Annotated in this window: 22 protein-coding genes, 1 pseudogene and 1 CRISPR repeat array (1 of these 24 cut by a window edge); of the genes and pseudogenes, 11 read left to right on the top strand and 12 right to left on the bottom strand. The window is 37.4% G+C overall.

The annotated features are described in order from the left end of the window. Positions 1-63 precede the first annotated feature (63 nt). The 7 genes from nifJ to rsmE all read right to left on the bottom strand — a co-directional run bounded on the left by nifJ (position 64) and on the right by rsmE (position 8,343). Entirely contained in the window at positions 64-3,606 is a 3,543-nt protein-coding gene (gene nifJ / locus ACYIAM_RS04755; RefSeq protein ID WP_483747455.1) for a pyruvate:ferredoxin (flavodoxin) oxidoreductase, read from the bottom strand. 289 nt (positions 3,607-3,895) lie between these two features. Next, on the bottom strand, positions 3,896-4,933 hold the full coding sequence (gene purM, locus ACYIAM_RS04750) for a phosphoribosylformylglycinamidine cyclo-ligase (RefSeq protein ID WP_483747454.1): 1,038 nt from the start codon (positions 4,931-4,933) through the stop codon (positions 3,896-3,898). A 100-nt stretch (positions 4,934-5,033) separates the two neighbouring features. Further along, positions 5,034-5,444: a Holliday junction resolvase RuvX gene (ruvX, locus tag ACYIAM_RS04745; protein WP_174796351.1), complete on the bottom strand. Its 411-nt coding sequence runs from the start codon at positions 5,442-5,444 to the stop codon at positions 5,034-5,036. 3 nt (positions 5,445-5,447) lie between these two features. Then, complete coding sequence (locus ACYIAM_RS04740; protein WP_174796352.1) at positions 5,448-6,005, bottom strand: YqgE/AlgH family protein; 558 nt, start codon at positions 6,003-6,005, stop codon at positions 5,448-5,450. A 21-nt stretch (positions 6,006-6,026) separates the two neighbouring features. Continuing rightward, entirely contained in the window at positions 6,027-6,479 is a 453-nt protein-coding gene (locus ACYIAM_RS04735) for a GNAT family N-acetyltransferase (RefSeq protein ID WP_065637849.1), read from the bottom strand. A gap of 3 nt (positions 6,480-6,482) precedes the next feature. Then, positions 6,483-7,439 (bottom strand): glutathione synthase, encoded by a 957-nt coding sequence (gene gshB, locus ACYIAM_RS04730; protein ID WP_483747453.1) that lies wholly within the window; start codon positions 7,437-7,439, stop codon positions 6,483-6,485. Between the two features lie 178 nt (positions 7,440-7,617). Next, positions 7,618-8,343 (bottom strand): 16S rRNA (uracil(1498)-N(3))-methyltransferase, encoded by a 726-nt coding sequence (rsmE, locus tag ACYIAM_RS04725; RefSeq protein ID WP_483747452.1) that lies wholly within the window; start codon positions 8,341-8,343, stop codon positions 7,618-7,620. Between the two features lie 97 nt (positions 8,344-8,440). Here rsmE and folB point away from each other — a divergent pair, with 97 nt between their 5' ends. From folB to ACYIAM_RS04705, 4 genes are all read left to right on the top strand, one after another. Next, positions 8,441-8,812 carry a dihydroneopterin aldolase gene (gene folB / locus ACYIAM_RS04720; protein ID WP_483747451.1) on the top strand — a complete coding sequence of 124 codons (372 nt, stop codon included), beginning with the start codon at positions 8,441-8,443 and terminating at the stop codon, positions 8,810-8,812. Positions 8,813-8,840: 28 nt separating this feature from the next. Then, positions 8,841-9,842 (top strand): MBL fold metallo-hydrolase, encoded by a 1,002-nt coding sequence (locus ACYIAM_RS04715; protein WP_483747450.1) that lies wholly within the window; start codon positions 8,841-8,843, stop codon positions 9,840-9,842. A 63-nt stretch (positions 9,843-9,905) separates the two neighbouring features. Next, the gene (locus ACYIAM_RS04710) at positions 9,906-10,112 is read left to right on the top strand and encodes a hypothetical protein (protein ID WP_174796357.1); all 207 of its coding nucleotides are present in this window, start codon (positions 9,906-9,908) and stop codon (positions 10,110-10,112) included. A gap of 1 nt (position 10,113) precedes the next feature. Beyond that, positions 10,114-10,542 (top strand): EamA family transporter, encoded by a 429-nt coding sequence (locus ACYIAM_RS04705; protein WP_174796358.1) that lies wholly within the window; start codon positions 10,114-10,116, stop codon positions 10,540-10,542. A gap of 985 nt (positions 10,543-11,527) precedes the next feature. Here the strand turns inward: ACYIAM_RS04705 and ACYIAM_RS04700 are convergent. Continuing rightward, positions 11,528-11,716 (bottom strand): annotated as a pseudogene (locus ACYIAM_RS04700) (IS3 family transposase); the annotation flags it as partial. A gap of 562 nt (positions 11,717-12,278) precedes the next feature. On the opposite strand from ACYIAM_RS04700, the gene ACYIAM_RS04695 reads away from it, so the two are divergent. Further along, complete coding sequence (locus ACYIAM_RS04695) at positions 12,279-12,872, top strand: hypothetical protein (RefSeq protein WP_483747449.1); 594 nt, start codon at positions 12,279-12,281, stop codon at positions 12,870-12,872. Between the two features lie 153 nt (positions 12,873-13,025). On the opposite strand, the gene ACYIAM_RS04690 is transcribed toward ACYIAM_RS04695, so the two are convergent. The 4 genes from ACYIAM_RS04690 to rsmI form a co-directional block, all read right to left on the bottom strand. Then, on the bottom strand, positions 13,026-13,163 hold the full coding sequence (locus tag ACYIAM_RS04690; protein WP_483747448.1) for a hypothetical protein: 138 nt from the start codon (positions 13,161-13,163) through the stop codon (positions 13,026-13,028). Between the two features lie 211 nt (positions 13,164-13,374). Continuing rightward, complete coding sequence (gene moeA / locus ACYIAM_RS04685; RefSeq protein WP_483747447.1) at positions 13,375-14,601, bottom strand: molybdopterin molybdotransferase MoeA; 1,227 nt, start codon at positions 14,599-14,601, stop codon at positions 13,375-13,377. Between the two features lie 164 nt (positions 14,602-14,765). After that, positions 14,766-15,857 (bottom strand): redox-regulated ATPase YchF, encoded by a 1,092-nt coding sequence (ychF, locus tag ACYIAM_RS04680; RefSeq protein ID WP_160431299.1) that lies wholly within the window; start codon positions 15,855-15,857, stop codon positions 14,766-14,768. A gap of 1,185 nt (positions 15,858-17,042) precedes the next feature. After that, a complete protein-coding gene (rsmI, locus tag ACYIAM_RS04675) occupies positions 17,043-17,870 on the bottom strand; it encodes a 16S rRNA (cytidine(1402)-2'-O)-methyltransferase (protein WP_174796361.1) in 828 nt (275 codons plus the stop codon). A gap of 425 nt (positions 17,871-18,295) precedes the next feature. On the opposite strand from rsmI, the gene nlpD reads away from it, so the two are divergent. From nlpD to ACYIAM_RS04645, 6 genes are all read left to right on the top strand, one after another. Beyond that, positions 18,296-19,360, top strand: coding sequence for a murein hydrolase activator NlpD (gene nlpD / locus ACYIAM_RS04670; RefSeq protein WP_483747446.1), 1,065 nt, complete (start codon positions 18,296-18,298; stop codon positions 19,358-19,360). Positions 19,361-19,481: 121 nt separating this feature from the next. After that, on the top strand, positions 19,482-20,234 hold the full coding sequence (gene gpmA, locus ACYIAM_RS04665; protein ID WP_065637836.1) for a 2,3-diphosphoglycerate-dependent phosphoglycerate mutase: 753 nt from the start codon (positions 19,482-19,484) through the stop codon (positions 20,232-20,234). A gap of 115 nt (positions 20,235-20,349) precedes the next feature. Then, on the top strand, positions 20,350-20,928 hold the full coding sequence (locus tag ACYIAM_RS04660; RefSeq protein WP_065637863.1) for a thymidine kinase: 579 nt from the start codon (positions 20,350-20,352) through the stop codon (positions 20,926-20,928). Between the two features lie 180 nt (positions 20,929-21,108). Then, positions 21,109-22,317, top strand: coding sequence for an aldose 1-epimerase family protein (locus ACYIAM_RS04655; RefSeq protein ID WP_483747445.1), 1,209 nt, complete (start codon positions 21,109-21,111; stop codon positions 22,315-22,317). A gap of 266 nt (positions 22,318-22,583) precedes the next feature. Continuing rightward, positions 22,584-23,192, top strand: coding sequence for a UbiX family flavin prenyltransferase (locus ACYIAM_RS04650; RefSeq protein ID WP_483747444.1), 609 nt, complete (start codon positions 22,584-22,586; stop codon positions 23,190-23,192). Beyond that, a complete protein-coding gene (locus ACYIAM_RS04645; RefSeq protein ID WP_483747443.1) occupies positions 23,176-23,640 on the top strand; it encodes a hypothetical protein in 465 nt (154 codons plus the stop codon). The genes ACYIAM_RS04650 and ACYIAM_RS04645 overlap by 17 nt, the downstream gene beginning before the upstream one ends. A gap of 291 nt (positions 23,641-23,931) precedes the next feature. Beyond that, positions 23,932-24,348: direct repeats of the CRISPR family, unit length 28 nt; unit sequence GTTCACCGCCGTGTAGGCGGTTTAGAAA; it runs 90 nt beyond the window's last position.

Genomic DNA, 24,348 nt, shown 5'->3' with positions numbered 1-24,348 from the left:
AAAAGGACCGTTATAAATAACAGTCCTTTGGAGGTTTTTGTCAATTACTGTGGGTAATTAATGTTAGCTATCCGCTGGTGTTTCGATATCTGAAAAGGTTGCCAGCATCTGCAAAAACTGATATTTAGAATCCACCATTTTGGTTGAACGCTCATGCAAGGTATTAGCAATTACAGGTTCAAGTGTTTCTAAACGGCGGAAACGCTGTTCTTTTAATAATATACCAGTTAATGACTCGCTGTTTGGTGCTTTTGAATCTAACACCAAAGCTGGCTTGCCTTCTGCCATACGGCGTGGGTCGTAACGATATAAAGGCCAGAATCCTGATTTAACTAAATCTTTCATCTGCTCATGTGATTTAGCAAGATCATAGCCATGTTCTTCACAAGGACTATAAGCAATAATGAGCGATGGTCCATCATATGCTTCAGCTTCTTGTAAGGCTTTAAGCGTTTGATTTAGTTGCGAACCTAACGCAATTTGTGCCACATATACATGTCCGTACATCATTACACTCACACCAAGATCTTTACGGGCTTTATGCTTGCCTAAATCAGCAAATTTTGATACCGCACCCATTGGGGTGGCTTTTGATTGTTGACCTCCTGTATTAGAATAACACTGGGTGTCTAGCACCAATACATTTACGTTATCAGTTAAGCTCATGACATGATCAAGCCCACCAAATCCAATATCGTAAGCCCAACCATCACCGCCAATAGCCCAAACTGATTTATCAACCAAGTAGTTTGCATCTTGGATCAACTCTTGTGCTTGAGCTGAGTCTAGGTGAGCAAGCTGTTCACGTAATAACTCGATTTGTTGGCGTTTTTCAGCGATAGATGTCTCTGATGATTTTAATGCTATGACAATCTCGGGCGAAATGTCACCAGCAACAGAATCAAGTAAGCGCAATGCACGTTTTTTATGTTGATCATAAGTAATGCGATACCCTAAAGCAAATTCAGCATTATCTTCAAATAACGAATTTGCCCAAGCCGGTCCACGACCATCTCGATCAGTTGTGTAAGGTGACGATGGAAGATTACCACCATAAATTGATGAACAGCCTGTGGCATTCGCAATTGCTAAATGATCGCCATAAAGTTGTGTTAACAATTTAATATATGGTGTTTCACCACAACCAGCACAAGCACCTGAATATTCAAATAGCGGTGTAAGTAATTGTGATGTACGCACATCAATGCGTTCAAGCGTATTAATATCGCGATCTGGCAATGCCATAAAGTAGTCAAAATTGGTGCGCTGAGTATCAAGGTTGTCGATACGCGATTGCATGTTAATTGCTTTAATTGCAAAATTATTGCGATCACGAGCAGGGCAAACTTCGACACACAAATTACAGCCTGTACAATCTTCTGGTGCAACTTGCAACACATAGCGTTGACCTTTCATATCACGGGCTTTGACTTCAAGCGAGCTTAATGAGTCTGGTGCATTAGCCATATCATCGGGCGCAACAACTTTAGCACGAATGGCAGCATGTGGACAAGCAACAGCACAGTGATTACACTGAGTACATAGTTCGGGTTGCCAAATAGGAATTTCTTCAGCAATGTTACGTTTTTCCCATTTGGTTGTGCCTATTGGCCATGTACCATCGGGTGGAAATGCTGATACTGGTAAGCTATCCCCCAAACCTGCTAACATAGCAGCAGTGACTGTTTTAACAAAATTAGGCGCGTTAGCTGGCACAATTGGAGGCATCATGGCACTACTTTGGTCAACACAACTAAGTGGAATTTGCTCAAGCGAAGCAATAGCCAAATCAAGTGCTTTCCAGTTATTTTCAACCAAATCTTGTCCTTTACTGCTATAACTTTTTGCAATGACTTCTTTTAATTGGGTAATATTAAAATCATTTTTAAAAATTCCAGCTAGGTGAAAAAACGCCGCCTGCATAACGGTATTAATTCTTGCCCCTAAATTACATTCACGAGCAATTTTTGCTGCATTAATGATATAAAAATGTGCTCGTTTTTGAATTAATTGCACTTGAACTTCTTTAGGAAGGCGGTGCCAAATTTCATCTTTGCTGTACGGCGTGTTAAGCAAAAAGATACCATCGTCTTTTAATTTATCAACAATTTGATATTTATCGATAAACTGGTCTTGGTGGCAGCCAATAAAATGGGCACTGGTAATTAAATAAGGGGAATCAATTGGCTCTAGGCTAACTCGTAAGTGCGAAGTAGTCAAACCACCTGCTTTTTTAGAGTCATAAACAAAATAACCTTGTACATAAAAAGGCGAACTATCACCGATAATTTTAATATTATTTTTGGTTGCCGACACTGTGCCATCACTACCAAGTCCATAAAATAGGGCTTCAAGAGCGGATTTTTGTGGAATAGATTGTTCGGGTAACGGTAAAGAGAGCCCAGTTATATCATCATAAATACCAACGGTAAATCGTGGTTTAGGTTTATCTAATCCCAGTTCGGTAAAAATGGCAAGTACACAACGAGGATCAAACTCTTTAGACGATAACCCATAACGCCCACCTACAATGATCGGCATGCTGGTACGTTCGCCGCGCGATAAGCTTTCAGCAAATGCAGTTATAATATCTAAATAAAGTGGCTCGGCTTGAGATCCAGGCTCTTTGGTTCTATCAAGAACAGCAATTTTATTCACAGTACTTGGAATAATCTCTAGCAAATGATTGGCAGAAAAAGGGCGGAATAATCTAACTGTTACCACACCGACTTTTTCGTTTTGTTTAAGTAATACATCAACCACTTCTTTGGTGGTGCTTGCCCCCGATCCCATCACCACAATAATGCGCTCGGCATCACTCGCACCATAATATTCAAAAGGTTGATACTTTCTGCCAGTTTCTATTGCAAAAGCGTCCATAGCATCAACAACATGTTGATAGACATTATCATAATAGGTATTTATTGCTTCACGACATTGAAAGTAGGTATCTGGATTAGCTGATGTACCGCGTGTTACTGGGTTATCAGGTGTTAAAGCACGCGAGCGATAGGCTTTAATGGCTTCGTGTGGTAATAAGTTACGGATTTGGTCATCGCTAATTGGATAGATTTTATTAACTTCGTGTGACGTTCTAAATCCATCAAAAAAGTGAATAAAAGGTACGCGACTATTAAAGCTGGCCATTTGCGAAATTAGGGCAAAATCCTGCGCCTCTTGCACAGAACTTGAACAAAGCATAGCAAACCCCGTTTGCCTAATTGCCATAACATCAGAATGATCACCAAAAATTGAAAGGGCATGCGTTGCAACGGTACGAGCAGCAACATGCAAAACAAAAGGAGTCAGTTCACCGGCTATTTTATACAGCGATGGGATCATTAAAAGTAAACCTTGTGACGAAGTAAACGAAGTTGCTAGTCCACCTGTCATTAATGCACCATGAACAGTCGCAATTGCACCAGCTTCGGACTGCATTTCAATCACTCTTGGCGTATCACCAAATACATTTGGCCTGTTAAATTCAGCCCACGTCCCTGCCTGTTCGGCCATTGTTGAACTTGGAGTAATGGGGTAAATAGCAATAACTTCGTTTGCACGATAAGCGACGGATGACACCGCGCTGTTAGCGTCTGATATGATCATTAAAAAACCTTTTATTTTAAAGTATTACGACATCACTTTGTTATAATATTTTCTGCTATTGTACCAAAAAGTCAGATTGCTTTGAGCTATTTTTATATTAAATTTTTGAGTAAAATCGTTGGAATTGTAAGCTAAAGGATAGACGAATGATAAAGATATAAAAAATAAAACAATGATATATCGGTAATTAAACTATGGGGCATTATTTAAATCGATAAAACTTGAAATAGTCTAAATAGATATTATTCAACTTGTTTAAAGTTGAATAATATCTCAAATAGAATACTCACTACTTAATAATAACACGTTCACTTGATGTAGCGTGCTTAATTTCACCTAATAACCACGCTTTTTCACCATGGTTATTTAGTAAGTTAATTGCTTTATCGGCTGATTGTTTAGGTAATGCGATAATTAAACCGACACCACAGTTGAAAGTTCGGTACATTTCGTGACGACTAACATTGCCAGCTTGTTGTAGCCAATCAAATATGGCTGGCCATTGCCAACTTGATTCATTGATGACTGCTTGAGTATTGTCAGGTAAAACACGCGGAATGTTTTCCCAAAATCCACCACCTGTAATATGGGCAATGGCGTGCACCTCAACTTGAGTGATAAGATCAAGGACAGACTTGACATAGATCTTAGTGGGTGCAAGTAGGTGATCAGCAAGTGGTATGCCGTCTAATTGTTCGGTTATTGGGTTTACACCACTGACTTCAATAATTTTACGGACTAATGAATAGCCATTAGAATGAGCGCCACTTGAAGCTAATGCAATTAATGCGTCACCGTTTTGCACTTTACTGCCATCAATCATTTTAGATTTTTCAACGACGCCAACGCAAAATCCAGCTAAATCATAATCATTATTATGGTACATACCCGGCATTTCGGCCGTTTCACCGCCCACTAAAGCGCACCCTGATTGTTTACATCCCTCGGCAATGCTAGTAACTACAGTCGTTGCAACATCAACATTAAGTTTGCCTGTAGCATAATAATCAAGGAAAAATAAAGGTTCGGCACCTTGCACAATCAAATCGTTAACACACATGGCTACTAAATCAATACCAATTGATTCATGACGGTTTAAATCCATTGCAAGGCGTAATTTAGTCCCTACACCATCAGTGCCAGATACTAATATCGGCTCTTTGTATTTTTGAGGAATAGCACATAGTGCACCAAAGCCGCCTAGTCCACCCATAACCTCTGGTCGTGTAGTTTCTTTAACGACAGATTTGATGCGATCAACAAGTTCATTGCCAGCATCAATATCGACACCAGCATCTTTGTAACTGAGAGATTTATTATTTGACACAGCAAGCAATCCTTACAATAGAAAGTAGATGATTATTTTAGCAAGGATGAAATTTAATGGCGATTAATTATTGATAAAATAACTAATTTATTAAAAATCGCTAATTATTTTCAAACCAACTTTCTAAAATAATGATGGCTGAAGTTGCATCTACATGACCTTTTTCTAATGCACGATAACCACGAGAAGCAAAAATGTGGGATTTTGCTTCAACGGTTGATAATCGTTCATCTTGTAAATGAACTTGATAACCAAACATGCCATGTAAACGATTGGCAAATTTACGCGCTCTTGCTGTCAGCGGTTGTTCGCTGCCATCCATATTTAACGGTAATCCCACTACTAAAAAGTCAGGTTTCCACTCATTTAAAACTTTTTCGATAGCTTGCCAATTAGGAATACCATCGCGAGCTTTAAACGAGCATAAAGGATTGGCGGTTTTAGTGATATCTTGACCAATAGCAGCGCCAATACTTGCCGTGCCAAAATCAAATGCAATAATGGTTGCCATAGGTTATGCATTACCCATTTGGTGTGAGATGGTGTTCATATTGACGCCAAGCGATTCAGCGGCTTTTTGCCAACGCTCCTCAATAGCGACTTCATAGATAATTTGGGGAGCAGCATCGGCAACTAACCAATCATTACGGGCAATTTCGTCTTCTAGTTGCAATGATTGCCAACTTGAGTAACCTAACGCTAAAAAGATATCTTGAGGTTGCTGGGGAGAACCAATTGATTTAAGCGCATCAATCGAAGTGCTAATCATCACATCATCCGAAATCTGAATGCTTGAAGCAAATCCTTGCTGGGGTGTATGTAAAATAAATCCTTGCTCTTCGGCAATTGGTCCACCACAAAATACAGGATACTCTAATTCAGCACAACTTGTTGGCGAAGTAATTTCTAATCGTGTAAGGACGGTTGCTACGTTAAGTTCCATAATTGGTTTATTAATTATAATGCCCATAGCGCCATCGCGATTATGTTCACAAATATAAATAACCGAATGGCTAAACAACGAGTCATCAAGTGTTGGCATAGCAATAATAAAATGATCTTTTAAATTCATAGGTTCACGTTTCGGTAAATTTTATAAAGCACATTTGCCAATTTTTACGTTGTGTTCAACATGACAGCGCATTAATAATTCAGGTTCATTGGTTTCTTCATTGATCGATTCTGAAACAATATCAAAATTCTGAGCAAGATAAAAATCAATCGCTGCACTATTTTTTTTATAAACATGCACTAACAATTCATTGTGGCGTTGTTTTGCCTTGTTAACTAATGCGTGACCGATTCCTTGCCGACGGTGATCTTGATCAACAAACAGTCCTGAAATATAGTTTTCGGTTAAACCAATAAATCCTTGTACGCCGTTAAGATCTTGCACGTATAAAGTGGACATTGGAATTAGCATTTTTACTAAATCGTAATTTTGTTTAAAAAATTCTGGATTGATAAATTCATGAGCTTGCAAATTACCTTGCAACCATATTGCCATTACGCTGTTTAAATCTTCGGGCTTATATTCTCTAATCATTGCTTAACTCTTTTTATTTAATCGATGTTCAATTGCGTCCATTAGCATACCAGTGATTGACAGGTCGGGATTGGCGGCTTCAATTTCGCGAATGCAAGTTGGGCTGGTAACGTTAATTTCAGTTAACTTATCACCAATAATATCAAGCCCTACAAATAGTAGGCCTTTTTCTTTTAAAACTGGCGCGATGCTTTTAGCAATGTGCCAATCACTTTCGCTTAATGCCCTCACTTCACCATGCCCTCCTGCTGCAAGATTGCCGCGAGTTTCACCTTTCTGTGGGATTCGTGCTAAACAATAAGGTACAGGCTCGCCATCGACGACTAAAACACGTTTATCGCCGTCTTTAATCGCAGGAATAAAGTTTTGAGCCATGCAATAACGAGTGTTATGTTCGGTTAAGGTTTCAATAATCACTGAAACATTAGGGTCGTCTTGTTTGATTCTAAATATAGATGAGCCACCCATACCGTCAAGAGGTTTTAAAATGATATCATGATGTGTTTGGTGGAATGCTTTAATATGCTGAGTTTGACGAGTAACCAGTGTCTCAGGGGTAAACTCGGCAAACCATGCAGTAAAGAGCTTTTCGTTACAATCGCGCAAACTTTGTGGCTTATTCACCACTAATACACCTTTGGCTTCTGCACGCTCTAAAATATAAGTAGCATAAATATATTCAGTATCAAAAGGGGGATCTTTACGCATTAAAATAACATCAAGGTCAGTTAATGGTATGCTCTGTTCTTCGCTTACATCAAACCAATGATGATTATCGTTATAAACTGTTAATGCGCGTGTTGTTGCGTAAGCTTCGCCATTTCGTAAGAAGAGATCATTCATCTCCATATAAAAAAGTTGATATCCACGTTTTTGTGCTTCATGTAGCATGGCAAAACTGGAATCTTTTTTAATTTTGATATGACTAATGGGATCCATTACAATGCCCAGTTTTATCATGATGACTCCTTACTGATGTTATCTTGTTTAATTGGATTTTATACTAAAACGTTGATATTTTCTGAAACTTCTTAACAGATGTTTTATGGTCATACTCAACGCAGTGCTTTCTGATATCATACTCGCTACAAGCGCAGTTGCAAAGTAATCATTACTTATCATCTGTATTTTGATGTATTTATCCAAGATCACCTAAATGCACTTGCAAAGTCGTTATTGCTGTTAGTGCTGCCGTTTCGGTACGCAAAACGCGTGGGCCGAGCAAAATATCGGTAAACTGATAATTATGTGTCATGCTAATTTCATTAGCGGACAACCCGCCTTCTGGTCCAATCAGCAAATGGATTTGTGTATGTTCATTGCAGAGCTGTTTTATACCATGTTTTGCTTTAGGATGTAAATTAAGCTTTAATCCAGTAGTTAAGTTAGCACACCAACTTTCTAATTTCATGACAGGTTTAATTTCAGGGATTATGTTGCGTCCACACTGTTCACAGGCAGAAATAACGATTTTTTGCCATTGTTGAACTTTTTTTTCTAGCCTGCTTTCATCAAGCTTGACACCACAACGTTCAGAAAGTAGGGGAGTAATACTACTGACACCCAATTCAACCGATTTTTGAATAGTAAATTCCATTTTTTCACCACGAGAAATAACTTGCCCTAAATGAATTTCTAATGGCGATTCACGATTATCCAAAATTCTTGTTGCTGTTTTTACTGTAACTGATTTTTTATTGATTTCCTGTATAACAGCAGGAATAATATGGTTTGAACCATCAAATAGAATAATATTTTCACCTACTTTCATGCGTAATACGCGAATAAGATGGTTAAATGCATTATCATCTAAAGTAATAACGCTATTTTGTTCAATAGTAAAAGGCTGAAAAATTCGAGTCATAATTACATATATATTATATTATTTGAAATAAATTATAGCGTAATTTATCAAGATTCGGTAATCTCTATTTACTGTAACTAGGCTTTTGGAATCAGGTATGAACACATATAGCAAAGATAGAGTATTAATTGAAGGATTAACGGTTTTAACCACCATTGGTGTATATGATTGGGAAAAGACCATTAAGCAAAAGTTAATTCTCGATCTTGAAATGGCATGGGATAACCAACCAGCTGGAGAAAGTGACAATGTTTCTCTTTGTTTGGATTATTTTAAAGTTAGTCAAAGCATCACACAATTTATTGAATCCTCGACATTTGAACTTATTGAATGTGTAGCAGAAAACGTTGCTGAAATGATTATTAAACAATTTTCTGTTAATTGGCTTAAAGTTAAAGTATCTAAACCTAATGCGATAGTTAATGCTCAAAATGTTGCCGTAGTCATTGAACGGACGGCCAATTGTTAAACTACTCGTTGTAAAAAAGATTGTAACGATGACAAAGCAAAAGCAAGATTTAACGCCTAAAAAAATGCATCATACAGCTAAAGGACTTCGGCACCATGGATCTTTTAAAATTAAAATAGGTGAGTTTTTGCGTTGGCGTTTAGCGCGTAAAGTGTTACCGCCTAAAGTAGGTTATCAAACCTTTAATCAGACATGGTTTGAAACAATAGACTTTAGCTTATCAGGCGATAGGGTTTGGTGGATTGGTCATTCAACAACCTTGATTCGTTTAGGTGGCAAAATGATATTGACCGATCCTATCTTTTCTAAACGGGCTTCACCCTCACAATTAATTGGGCCCAAACGCCGAACACCGCCTGCTTTAAACATCGATCAACTACCACAAATAGATTTTATCGTGATTTCACATAATCATTATGATCACCTTGATTATCGCAGTATACGCCAATTACTTGTGCGTTTTCCTCATATTGTGATGATGGTTCCTCTTGGTTTAAAGCGAACATTATTAAGATGGGGTGCCAAGTGTGTTAATGAACTAGATTGGTGGGAGCGGGTAACTGTTGATGGGCTTAGTTTTTCGGCAACACCTGCTATACACTGGAGCAATCGTGGGTTATTGGATGTAAATAAGGCATTGTGGTGTGGTTGGATGATTCAATCTAATAGTGATAATCAAAATCAATTAACAACAGTCTATTTTATGGGGGATACATGTTATTCTTCTGAACTAAAAGCAATTGCCCAGCGTTTCCCTTCAATTGATTTGGCACTAATTCCCATTGGTGCTTATGCGCCACGTTGGTATATGCAATCACAGCATATCGATCCAAAACAAGCAGTGCAATTGTATGATGAATTACAATGCCTTTCAGCTGTTGCTATCCATTGGGGGGCATTTGAACTTGCAGACGAATCGTTAGATGAACCCCCTGAATTATTAAGTGAACTTCGAGAAGCGCGCACTTTTCATCTTGTAAAAATAGGCGGTTCTTTAGCTATCAATCGCATCAATTCTAGATTAAAATAATCTAAATAAAAACAAACGTAATACGGTTAATTTTTTATACGTTTGCCAAAAAAGGAGAAAGAAATGAAAGCGGTAGTTATTGGATTATCTTGTTTAATGTTTAGCTTAACGTTAGTCGGATGTGGAGGAAAAAACGACAAAGGCAAAACCTACCATTGGTCAAAAGCTCACGGAGTTTTAGAAGATTGTCGTGGCGTTATGAATAAATCACAACAATGTGAAGCTAATTCAAACAACCAACAATATCTATTTAAAATCGATAAATACTAATATGAGCGCATGGCTTATTTATGCTTTGCTTTCCGCTATTACTGCGGCATGTGTTGCTATTTTAGGGAAAATTGGCTTACAGCATCTTGATGCCAACACGGCAACAGCCATCCGCGCTATTGTGATGGCTATTTTTTTAGTTGGTGTGGTTGCTATTCAAGGTAAACTTAACCTTATCAATACCTTTTTTAATGATAAAAAGGCATTACTCATTATTGTATTGAGCGGTATTGCTGGCGCGCTATCTTGGCTATTTTATTTTATGGCGATCAAAGAAGGCAAGGTGTCGCAAGTTGCACCAATCGACAAGTTAAGTGTGGTTTTTGCTGTTGTGTTTGCCGCTGTTTTATTTGGTGAAAAGATCTCGTTGTTAGCTGGCGTTGGTGTCGCTATGATTGCAGTTGGTGCGATATTAGTGGCGTTATTTTAATCATGTGCCAATTTGTTGCTATAGCTAAATTGTAGGAAAACGCCAAGTTGTTTACACTTCATGGCTAAAATAATCCTCTAAAAACGCATAAGGCATTTTCCCTGAAATCGCCTTATGCGGTTTAACGGTATTATAAAAGTTAATAAATCGCTTAAATTTTTGTTGCCTATCTTTTTCGCTGAATATTTGCTGATTATGCCACATCGCAATTCAAAGTTCGTATCACTCTTTCCGCTTTGCCATTCGTTTGTGGGTAAGTTGGTTTGGTAAATTTTTGATTGATATTATAGTTTATTACCTGTTTTAACAAATAGGTGTTCACTTGTGCCTTGATATTCACAATCATTATCGGAATAAATACATTAAATGGTATATTATTCTTCATCAATAAAATTTATTAACTCATTAAATTTAAAACAATTTCACGCTGAAACGGTATAGAATCCTGAATATTTTTAACAAAAATTGTGCTTTTTTTAATAAAGAAATACCTTGTTTTATTGCTAACTATGTTATAACTATAAGAAATTTAAAGATTAATTGGTAGAATAAAAAAAGCGCCATATTCTCTATCTTATTTTTAATATTAATTTAATAAAAACAATGTGTTATAAAATAATTGTTATTTTAAGAATAATTAAAAAAGTTGGTAGAAATTTAAACTAAAATATTTTAATTATAAAACAAAATGTTATAATTGGTCTGTTCCCTATGCACATAGGGATAAACCGGTAGTAACAATAATCGGCGTTGCTCTGCTGTACTGTTCCCTATGCACATAGGGATAAACCGAATACCTTAGTAGATTTAGCAAATAAAAGGAGCTGTTCCCTATGCACATAGGGATAAACCGTTGACCTTCATCATCTGGATCTCCTGCATTAACTGTTCCCTATGCACATAGGGATAAACCGCACGAATGATGTTGAGGCAACTTTTTTGGGATAAATATTTAGAGTATAAACAATGGAATGGCAACACATTTTCAAACAAAAAATGAAGGGGGTAAATGTTTTTTTAATTCGACGGGAGGCAAGTGGCCTAACGAAGAATGTAATCGTTTCTGATTATACCAATAGGCATAAGCCGAAAAATCGCGTTGTAACTCAGTTGTTGAGTTGAAACGTTGGCCTTTTACAAACTCGGTTTTAATTGTTTTAAATGTCGCTTCTGCTACCGCATTGTCATGTTAGAGAATTCGCTATAATTCCCTAACTCGGACTGGTCACTATAGCTATTTTGAACATCTAAGCTGCACATGCCCGAAATCACTATACCCAATCCATTCCACCAACCTAAACAAAAGCCTCAATATTAGGCAAAAAATTGTCAGGAAATATATTGATTTCATTTTATTTTTTGCTTATTAATAATATTTCAATCTATTAAAGCATTTCATAAAACTTAATCAAAGTCACTCCTAAATAATTTTCACCAAAAAATCCCCCAAAAAAACTAGCCAAGCTTTTTTAAAACGGTTATACTTTCACCGATTTCAATATTCAGCTTATTTAATAAGCAAATAGATATAAAAAATCTAAATAAAACATAAATTTACTTGACAGGTGAAGTGTAATGCATTATCATTTTAGACACCAGACACCAGACACCAGCACTGGCAAACCAATGTCTTAAATTTATCAAATAGACGCATCAGGTGCGTTTTTCCTCTTGCCTCGTTTATATTCTCGAAGTTATTTCTCAAATTACTCTCAAAATTATCTCGAAAAGTCCTGTTGGCATTGTTATTATTGTCATGTTTATGGCATTTGCCGGCATTAGCTGGCCAAAATGGTCGAGGGAATAATCGTAGTGATGCTATAATATTGCCGCCGTCGAGTCCCCCAGCAACTATCAGGTTCGTTACTCCAACGTTGAAAGTAGGATTTCCAAACCGATACATCACTGACATATGGGACGATGATTTTGGATACATCGTTAAAGACATCAATCCCGCATCATACGCGCTTAATTTCCCGACTACGGGGGCAAATAGATTGTATTTTGATTTAATCATATACGGCTATGGTGATGTTGATGGATTGACATGGATGCCCGTGACGCATGAAGGAATTACCGCGACAGTAAAACCGATAACAAGAATGGAGAGTTGGGTTCACAATCGGGATTGGATTTTAAACAACAATCCATTTTCATACGCGCGCGTGACGCTAACAGGCCCTGATGCAAACGCTCAATGGGGTAATCCCCATCCAAGTCGAATTCTAGTGCCAAGGTTACCGCAAACTTTCGAGTTAGTGGGTAAAGATAGTAATGGTGAAGAGGTAGTAAAATATGGATTTGTTTTACAAAAGTGGTTTGTGCACTGAGAATGGCGAGGAGAAGCCTCATATATTCGTGATTATTCTGAGGCTGTTGCTTGGTGTGGAGGGTTAGGTTATCGAGTGCCACAGGTGAAGGAGCTGACTAACGCAGTCTGCGATTTTCATAGCTGTGAAGGGGCTATTGGAGCCACGCCGCCCTCAACTGGTAATTTTGGCTTGCATTGGATAGGAGCAGGATTCTTTTCGGAATGGGGAGGTATGGACGCTTACCGCAGCGCAAACTTCGGCTATACCGGCTTCTGGACGAGCGACACTACGACATGGGGAAATCGACACCAATATACGGTAGGTTCAGACGGTTACATAAGTTCCGGCAGCGCGGATTATTCCTTAGAGCTTGCTATTTGCACTACTCCTTAGTTTTTAGCATTTACTTCTTAACTCTTAAGGTCGCGGTTGGGTTTATGGTGCTAATTAAGGATAAGTTATTAAATTCCTATAGCTAACTATTAGACACATAATAGTTAGCTATAGTTTACACCACAACTTAATGAAGTAACTGATTAAACAGCTCAACTGTCACCATTTCGCCTTTGTTGACATTACCACGCTCTTGCTCAAGCACAATAAAACAGTTAGCTTGGTTAAATGACTGCGTAATATGAGAACCTTGTTGACCGGTTGTTGTTACTTCTAACTCACCTTGTTCATTAATTTGTAGTATTCCTCTTTGAAAATCTAATCGCCCGATTCTTTTTTTGACGCTAGTTGCAATTTTTACTTTGAAAGATAAATCGATTGATGTGAGTTGTTGTCCTGAAAGCACTAAAATAAGTGGTTGTACCAATTGATAAAACGTCACTAAAGTTGAAACAGGATTACCAGGTAAACCACAAAATAGCGCATTGCCAATTTTGCCAAAGGCGAAAGGCTTGCCTGGTTTCATTGCAATCTTCCAAAAATTAATTTGTCCTAATGTTTCAAGTGCTGTTTTGGTATAATCGGCATCTCCCACCGAAACACCACCACTGGTTATCACTAAATCCGCTTGGTTAGATGCGGTTATTAGCGCTTGTTTGATTTGGGTTGGGTCATCAGGAATAATGCCGAGATCAACGATTTCACAATTAAGTTTGGTTAATAATAATTTTAGTGTGAAGCGGTTGCTGTCATAAATAGCGCCATTGCCAGATAATGGCTGACCAATTGGCGTTAACTCATCACCAGTTGATAAGATAGCAACTTTTAACTTTTTAAAGACAACAAGATCACTAATGCCGAATGTTGCAAGTGTCGATAGTGTTGGTATCGTTAATTTAGTCCCTTTGTTGACTGTGATCGCACCTTTTTTAACATCTTCACCTATACGACGAATATTATCGCCAGCTTTTATGTTACCTAAAAAGGCAATCCCCAAATCAGATTTTTCAGTCTGCTCTTGCATAACAACGGCATCAGCATCATTAGGCACAGGCGCACCTGTCATAATACGCAAACAAGTACCTTTTGGCCAATTAAGATTGCTTATATCATCGCCCGCAAAAATCGCCCCTGCTTGTGGTAACAAGGTTGATTGTTTAAGATCCGCTAATCGAATCGCATAACCATCCATCGCAGAATTATCGAACCGTGGCACATTAATCGGTGAAATCACATTCTCAGCAGTGATTCGATCTAGCGCATCAAATAGTCCGACTTTTTCGCTAGTGAGTGATTTTACGGTTGATACGCTTTGTAGTACTTGCTGTTTGGCTTGTTGAAAAGTGAGTAACATAACAGTGGGCTGTCCTTATATTTACCAATCTATTATTGGATCAGTTGACAAGAAGTTTCAGGTAACACTACGTTTAAGTAAAAAATAAATTTTATATCAATATTAATTAGTGATTATGAACATCAATATAACAACGTCGCCAAAAGGCGACGTAAAATAATCAGCTATACATTAAATAAGAAGTTCATAATATCGCCATCTTGCACGATATAATCTTTACCTTCAGCGCGCATTTTGCCTGCTTCTTTAGCGCCTTGTTCGCCACCGTATTTAATAAAATCATCAAAAGCAATGGTTTGAGCACGAATAAAGCCTTTTTCGAAATCGGTATGAATTTTTCCTGCTGCTTGTGGTGCGGTATCGCCAACCGAAATTGTCCACGCACGAACTTCTTTAACACCTGCGGTGAAATAAGTTTGCAGGTTAAGTAAGCTGTATCCTGCGCGAATCACTCGATTTAAGCCAGGTTCGGTTAAGCCTAAATCTTGCATAAATTCATCACGATCGGCATCATCCAGTTCGGCAAGCTCTGCTTCAATTGCCGCACAAACAGGGACTACCACAGCTTTTTCTTGTTCAGCTATCGCTTTGACTTTATCTAAATAAGGATTGTTTTCAAAACCATCTTCATTCACATTAGCGATATACATAGTTGGTTTTAAAGTTAAAAAGCTCAAGTATTTAATTGCATCAAGTTCTTCTTTACTTAAATTTAGTAACAATAACTTTTTACCTTGTTCTAAGTGTGGTAAACACTTTTCAAGGATTTCTAACTCAAATTTAGCGTCTTTATCGCCACCTTTAGCGCGTTTTTGCAGGCGTGTTATTGCACGTTCGCAAGCTTCAAGGTCGGATAGGGCAAGTTCGGTGTTAATAATTTCGATATCTTCAGCAGGATCTATTTTGCCTGCGACGTGAATAATATTGTCGTTTTCAAAGCAACGCACAACATGACCGATCGCTTCGGTTTCGCGAATGTTAGCCAAAAATTGATTTCCTAAACCTTCACCTTTTGATGCGCCTTTAACTAAACCAGCAATATCAACAAATTCCATGGTGGTTGGCAACGTGCGCTGAGGTTTGACAATTTTAGCCAGTTCATCTAAACGTGGATCGGGCATTGGTACAACCCCAGTGTTTGGCTCGATAGTACAAAATGGAAAGTTAGCTGCCTCAATACCTGCTTTGGTTAGTGCGTTAAAAAGCGTTGACTTCCCTACATTGGGTAGTCCGACAATCCCACATTTAAATCCCATACTGTTTGTTACCTTTTGTCATAAAATGTCTTAAAAATAAGGGGCGATTATATACTAAATTGTGCTATTTGTGCCAATATTCTTATCGATAGATCAACCAATAAATGTCAGAATTACTCACGTTATTTACAGTAATTTGAGAAACGACTGTAATGAATATCCATAAAACAGTATCCCAGACAAAAGATAAATTGTTTAAATTATAAAGAAAATAATTGTCACCGATTTGGCTAAACGTTTTATGGTTAGGCATCCAACCATTTATCGCATGAAAGACCTTATAAGACATTAAATAACAGGACGCCATTGCATATAAAACACGAAAGCAGGTGGCGTTATTTTCTAGGTGATTTGTGTGCTCAGATGGGGGGTAGTTACATAACTATTCATTTTTTAAGTTATATTTTTTGTAAAAAATATTCAGGATTCTATACCGTTTGGTGATTAATTAAGACTTCACGTATCCCATTTATTAAAACGTGTGATAACCCTATTAATAATCAAAATTCATAAACTTGATAGCCAACGAACAAATGAGAAAAAGATAGGTACTTTAATGATGTGATGGTTACGTTTTAGGTTATATTTTTGTAAAAAATATTCAGGATTCTATACCGTTTGGTGATTAATTAAGACTTCACGTATCTCATTTATTAAAACGTGTGATAACCCTATTAATAATCAAAATTCATAAACTTGACAGCCAACGAACAAATGAGAAAAAGATAGATACTTTAATGATGTAATGTTTACTTTTTAGATTATATTTTTTGTAAAAAATATTCAGGATTCTATACCGTTTGGTACTTAATTGAGCATTTGCGGTTTTTCATTTGTTAAAATGTATGCTCACCTTGTATCAATTAAAAATTTACAAAATCTATTATCTTTCAAATGAATGGGTAAGTGGTAAGCGCAATACCGACTTTAATGATGATGTGGCATAATCAGCAAATTGTTAGCGGTTCAAACGAAAGAAAGCAAAAGTTTGAGCGATTTTTGCAAAACGCCTTATGCGTTTTTAGATGATTATGTTAATCATGAAGTGTAACAGCTAGTCGTTTTGCTACACATTAAACAGATTGGCAATAATCATCTTACTTGTACTCAGTTATGGCTTGCCATAAATCGTTGTTAAAAATATTGGTCATAAATGTTTTTTATAAGCACTGTTTAGCGGTTTCATTATTGTTCTGCATCTAAACCAATTTGGTAAAGTTGGTTTTTTTTCAGTCCATAGATCTCAGCAGTGATAGCGGCTGCTTTTTTGAGTGGTAGCTCTTTTTGTAATAATTTAAGCGTACTAATTACCTTTTGATCGATATCATTCTCTGTTTTTGCATGGCCTTCAACGATCAGCACAAATTCACCTTTTTGTCTGTTAGTATCTTCATTTAACCATTCAATTAACTGGCTAACGGTAAAACTGACAATGGTCTCCCACGTTTTGGTCAGTTCTTTAGCTAATACAATGTGTTTATTAGCGCCAAAAATAGTTTGCATATCACTAAGCGCGTCTAGCAGACGGTGTGTTGATTCATAAAAAATCATTGTTCGTGGTTCGTCTAGTAATTTTATAAGGCAATCTTGGCGGGCTTTACTTTTAGCCGGCAAAAATCCTTCATAAGTAAACTTATCTGAGGGGAGTCCAGCAACTGATAAAGCAGCTATTGCAGCGCAGGCACCAGGGACAGGGACAACGTTTATTCCATTGTCTCGACAGGCTTTAACTAGATGATATCCCGGATCATTAATTAACGGCGTACCGGCATCTGAAATCAAAGCAATTGATAAGCCTGATTTAAGTTTTTCGATCAAAAAATTGGCTTTGTCTTGTTCATTATGGTCATGCAAGGCAAATAACTTTGCTTTAATGCCAAGATGTTGTAAAAGTAATCCGCTGTGGCGAGTATCTTCAGCCGCAATCAGATCGACACTTTTAAGTGTATTGATGGCTCTGAGCGTGATATCATCTAAGTTTCCAATGGGGGTGGCAACAATATATAAAGTCATTATTTTAAATCACATTAAATTTTTATAGAAATACGGTAAAGATACTGTACGAAAGCCTATTTTATTGTATATACTCACTACTTTCAAAATAAATCCGACAAAGCCAAATAAATAGTTAATCAATAGCTGCAAAAAATAGCTCGCTTGTAGCAAAATTGCTCATGTACAGATTTAGCTTATATTTTGATTAACAATGGATTAACATAGATTAACAAATAGTGGCATTATGCTAACATAAATTGAATGCCAGCGGTTATAAATCACCAAATTTTGGATGAATTTATTGATTTAAGCTATAAGTCATTAATATAATAGCTTTTTGCTATAAAACCGCTAAAATGTGCTAATAAAACGGTATATATAAAAACGCTATTTAACACTAAAAATAGCGGAAAAAACAAAATTCACGAATGAAAGGTGTTGCTTTGAAAAAAATACTTACATTAAGTTGCTTAAGTTTATTGATTGCTGCGTGTACACAAACAGAACAGGCTGAAATCGAAGATATTTCTGGCGCAGGAGGGGCGTCGACGTCTTCTGTTTATACCAAACCACCAGCAAATATTTCAACGAGTGGTCGATCTGCTCCTACGACTTATAATCCACCATCATCAAGACAGTCAACAGCGTCAAATTCTCATACCGCTAACAGCAGTACTGGTACGGTAATTAGTAATGAGCGTATTGTTTATAACCGTAATTATGATGACATTCCAAAAGGTGGATATCAAGGTGACACCTATACAGTTAAGCGTGGCGATACTTTATTTTATATTGCGTGGGTAACTGGCAATGATTACCGTTCATTAGCAGCTAAAAATAATATCAAAGAACCTTTTGCCGTTAATGTTGGACAAGTATTAGATGTGAGTGGTGGAACTGTTGTGGTAACCAAACAAACCACAACAAACCATACACCAGCAAATAAAACAAATAGCAATAACTCAGCTATTGCAATTGGGCAAGCCAAAACCAAACCAACAATAACCAAAACAACAACTACTTCGATTACCACAACGGGTAAAAATCAAAAACCGACTACAACTCAAACAACTGAAACCATCATTGAACCTTTAGATGATTCCTCTAGTAGTACAGCTGCAGTAAGCACATCAAAATCAAAAGTTTCTAATATTGCATGGCGATGGCCTGCACGCGGTAAGATTATTGAAAGATTCTCAAATGCAAGTAAAGGTATTGATATATCAGGCTCAGTTGGCGATAAAGTTATGGCCGCAGCTGATGGGCGGGTTGTGTATTCAGGCAATGCGTTACCGGGTTATGGCAATTTAATTATCGTTAAACATAATGATGACTATTTAACGGCGTATGCGCACAACCAATCTATATTAGTAAAGGAACAGCAGTTCGTGCGCGCGGGTGAACAAATTGCCACAATGGGAGCAACAGGCACTTCGTCGGTCAGATTGCACTTTGAAATTCGCTACAAAGCACAATCCGTTGATCCATTAAAATATTTATCAAAATAATAAACGTTTTGGGTTAATAGAAAAGGTTAACCCAAAACAGATGACATGCACGGTAATCACAGAGCATGTCTATAAACAAAATACACTAAAATTAAATTTACGTAATAAAGGAGTGATATTCATGGCTGTTAAAAAATTAGTGCTAATTCGGCATGGAGAGAGTGTTTGGAACCAAGAAAACCGTTTTTGTGGTTGGACTGATGTTGATTTATCTGACAAAGGTAATAAAGAAGCTGCTGAAGCAGGTAAATTACTAAAAAAAGAAGGTTTCACATTTGATTATGCTTACACTTCAGTATTAAAACGCGCCATTCACACATTATGGCACGTTTTAGATGAAGTCGATCAAGCATGGTTACCGGTTGAAAAAAGCTGGAAACTAAACGAACGTCACTATGGTGCATTACAAGGCTTAAACAAAGCTGAAACGGCAGCAAAATATGGTGATGATCAAGTAAAATTATGGCGTCGTGGTTTTGCAATCACACCTCCAGCGCTTGAAAAATCAGATGAGCGTTTTCCGGGGCACGATTCACGTTACAGCAAATTACCTGAATCAGAATTACCGTTAACTGAAAGTTTAGCATTAACGATTAAACGCGTATTACCTTATTGGGAGTCAACCATTGCGCCACGCGTTGCTAAAGGTGAACGTGTTATTATTGCCGCTCATGGTAACTCTCTACGCGCGCTTGTAAAACATTTAGATAACATCAGCGATGATGATATTATCGAACTTAATATCCCAACGGGTGTACCATTAGTGTATGAATTTGACGACAACATGAAAGTCATTAAACACTACTATTTAGGTAATGCTGACGAAATCGCTGCCAAACAAGCAGCTGTTGCAAACCAAGGCAAAGCAAAATAATTATTCCCTAAACAAATAAAAAGGTAGGTTATTTAACTTACCTTTTTTATTGTCTACATTATGGCTTTTTATTCATTCAATTTTATTGATTTATTTTCATTTTGAGAGCGTTATTTTGTCTAAAATCTATTATATCTATGGCGTAATGAATGCCGGAAAATCCACCGAACTGTTGCAAATTGATCATAATTACTTAAGTAATAATATGCAAACATTACTGCTCAAATCATCGGTCGACACGCGCGATTCGGCTGTCGAAATCGTCTCTCGTTTAGGATTACGTAAAAAGGCGTTACAGCTTGATGATACAACGGTTGATGATATTATTGATCACATCAAACAAAGCAACTATGCTTGTATACTCATCGACGAAAGCCAGTTTTTATCGCGCAATACTATCTGGAAGTTATCAGATGTGTGCGACGAATATGGCGTGCCAATCATGTTCTTTGGCATTAAAACCGATTATATGGGACACCTGTTTGAAGGATCTAAAACGCTACTTGAAATTGCCGATAATTTTAGAGAACTCAAAACCGTCTGTTGGTGTGGCAAAAAAGCGACTATGATCTTATTAGAAGGGCAAGATGGTCAAATTGTTAAATTTGGTAACTCCATCCATCTTGGTGACAGTGAATATCACTCGGTTTGTCGAAAACATTGGAAGGCTGGACAAATAAGACCTAAAGACTGATCATCTAAATATTTCACACTTATTTTGGTCTATAAATCACATTTATGCATGTGATGCTATAATATCGAAAAAGTGTGAATGATCTCTCATTTTTACGATTTTCTTTTATTGATTCTTTTTATTTTATGTCATATTAACTGAAACGATTCAGTGCTATTTTGTTAACCATGAGGGATCACCATGAAAATCAAAATTGTTTCATTAGCTGTAATACTTAGTTTGGTTAGTTATAACGCCAATGCTAAAGAATTTGTATTAACTGATAACGAAAAAGATATCGCCAAAGGTAATTGGTCGGTTTCAAGCCAAGATTTAGGTGTTAACGGTCAAAAATTCACTATTCAAAATACCGTACTTAAAGGCGGTAAACAAGATGGAACCGAACTTCTAACGATTTCTAGTGATAATTTCACGATTAAATTAATTCCAACACGAGGATTAGGTATCTTGTCTGTTGTTGGCGATGGTATCCGTATGGGATGGGACTCACCGGTAAATGAAGTTGTCAATCCTAAATATATCAACTTAGAAAGTCGTGGTGGGATTGGATGGCTAGATGGCTTTAACGAAATGATGGTTCGCTGTGGTTTTGAATGGACAGGTCATGCAGCGCAAGCTGATGGTATGATGTATACCTTACACGGTCGAGCTCAAAATACGCCGGTCTCTAAACTCATCGTGAATGTATCTGACAAGGCACCCTACACCATAACGGTTAAGGGGTTAATTAAAGAAAATACTTTCAAAAAAAGCAATCTCGAAACTTGGGCATCACTAAGTTATGTACCAGGAAGTCAAGAATTTACGGTTCATGATGTTGTCACCAATAAGAGTGATTATACCCGCGATTATCAGATCATTTATCATAGTAATTTTGGTACGCCGATTCTTGAAGAAGGCGCAAGGTTTGTTGCCCCAGTTAAGGAAATCTCACCATTTAACGACTATGCGAAAGGGGGGATTAATACATGGCAAACTTATCTAGGTCCAACAAAAGGCTTTGACGAAATGGTATTTAATGTCTATCCGTTTGCTGATGAAAATGGTCAAACACAGGTGATGGTAACCAATAAATTGGGTGATAAAGCCGCAGGTATTGCCTTTAATACTAAACAGTTACCCGTACTATCATTATGGAAAAACACCGATACCCTTAAACAAGGCTATGTTACAGGCTTAGAGCCAGGCACCAGTTTTGCTTATCCAGTAACTATCGAACGTGAGCAAAAACGTGTTCGTCAGTTAGAGCCAGGGCAAAGTACAGAATTTACCTTAACTTATAGCTTATTGTCTAGCAAAGATGCTGTCACAAAATATGAGCAAAAAATCAAAGCTATTCAAGGTAATCAAGAAACCAAAGTAGTTAATGAACCCATGGCTAAAGAGTAAACCATTACAAATGGCTATCAATCTATTGATAGCCATAAACATAATCAAATATGCTAATCCATCATTCCTTAATTTACCTATTATTAATGTAATAGCCATGCAAGTAGCCATCAGCTACTTGATTCGCTACCAATAGATAGGTATAGTCGTCTACTTTATAGCTAGCTTTCATATGGCTTATTATTAAAATAAGGTTTCATTTGGCGACTGCTTAACATAATGATTAATGATTTTTATTGTAATTTGATATTAATATAGAGATAGACATGGCAACGCAGCGAATAATTATTGGCATTAGTGGGGCAACGGGTTTTGCTTATGGGATAAAAGCGTTAGAGCTTTTAAAACCGCTTGATATTCAAACACATTTAGTTATATCAAAAGCGGCACAAATAACGCGCGCTTACGAAGTGCCCAACACCAGCTTAGCGCAAATTGAATCACTGGCTGACAAAGTCTATCCTGTCAACAATATTGGCGCAGCCATAGCAAGTGGATCGTTTAAAACCATGGGTATGCTAATTACACCTTGTTCAGTGCGAACGCTTGCTTCTATTGCACAGGGATTATCAGATAATTTACTCACCCGTGCTGCTGATGTTGTTTTAAAAGAGCGTCGCCGCTTGGTATTAATGGTTCGTGAGTCGCCCCTAAATTTAGCTCATCTAAAAAATATGGAAACAGTCACACTTATGGGCGGTGTAATTTGCCCACCGGTGCCAGCACTATATCAGCATATTGCTAGCATTGATGATATTATTACCCACAGTGTCGCCAGAGCACTTGATTTATTTGGCATTGATATCCCGTCCCTGCCACGTTGGGGCGAAGACTTGCACCTGAACACTAAACCGAATAATGCCAGTAGAGCCTAAAGATATCATGCAAGTCGATCCTAAAATCATCAAATTTATCAAAAAGCAGCATGTATTATCGCTTAGCGTTATCTTGCCTGACGACAATCTCTGGGCATGTAATACCTTTTATGTGTTTGATGAAAAGTTAATGAATTTGTATCTGCTTTCCGAATTAAAAACCGATCATGCCAAAGCCATGTTAAAGCATCCGCAGGTTGCAGGTACGATTAACATAATCCCTAAAACAGTTGCACAAATCCAAGGTATCCAATTTCAAGCCACAGCAACGCTTTTACAAAAAGAGCAAGCCGTACATGCTTATAGGTTATATTATCAGGCATTTCCCTTTGCAAGAGTGATAAAAGCACCAATTTGGTCATTGCAGTTGCAACATATAAAGATGACAAGTAATTTATTGGGGTTTGGTAGGAAAACTCATTGGCTAAAAGGCGAGAATAATTTTTAGTGTACTCTCCTGTTAGTTATGGTGTGGTTTTTGGGGAGGGATATAAGGGGCTATCTTGCCTTAAAAACAACAAGATCAAAGTTAATTTAAATCAATGCGATATCTGAATATCTTTTAATGGCTAAATTGACACATTATCGAAACAGCCAAAATCCAGCCAACCCTTTTTTTAATCAAAAAATTAAAATCAATAAAAACAATAAATTAAAAATGTCTTATAAAAAAGGGTTTTTGAAAACAAAAATCCTATTTGCCTTTTGCCAAACAAGGTTTATAGTATATCGGCTTCTAGTTCACCGCCGTGTAGGCGGTTTAGAAATTTGCGTCCATAGCGATATTGGCTGGCTGAATGTTCACCGCCGTGTAGGCGGTTTAGAAACTCAGCAACGATGGCAACATGATTGACCTTGAGTTCACCGCCGTGTAGGCGGTTTAGAAAACTGAAAGGCTTCCCTGCTACTGAAAACGAAGGTTCACCGCCGTGTAGGCGGTTTAGAAAAGATATTTCGCGTACGCTCGCTCTAAACTCATGTTCACCGCCGTGTAGGCGGTTTAGAAAGGGTACAGCACTGTTTTCGCTATACGCTGATAGTTCACCGCCGTATAGGCGGTTTAGAAAAAATGATGCCTGTTATTGGTTGGTTACTGATTGTTCACCGCCGTATAGGCGGTTTAGAAATGATGTGCGCGTATTAGTAACAAAATATA

It is taken from the genome of Gilliamella sp. X-60 (assembly GCF_057063585.1).
The sequence above is the reverse complement of the archived record's forward strand: the minus strand, read 5'-3'. Positions and strand labels throughout refer to the sequence as shown.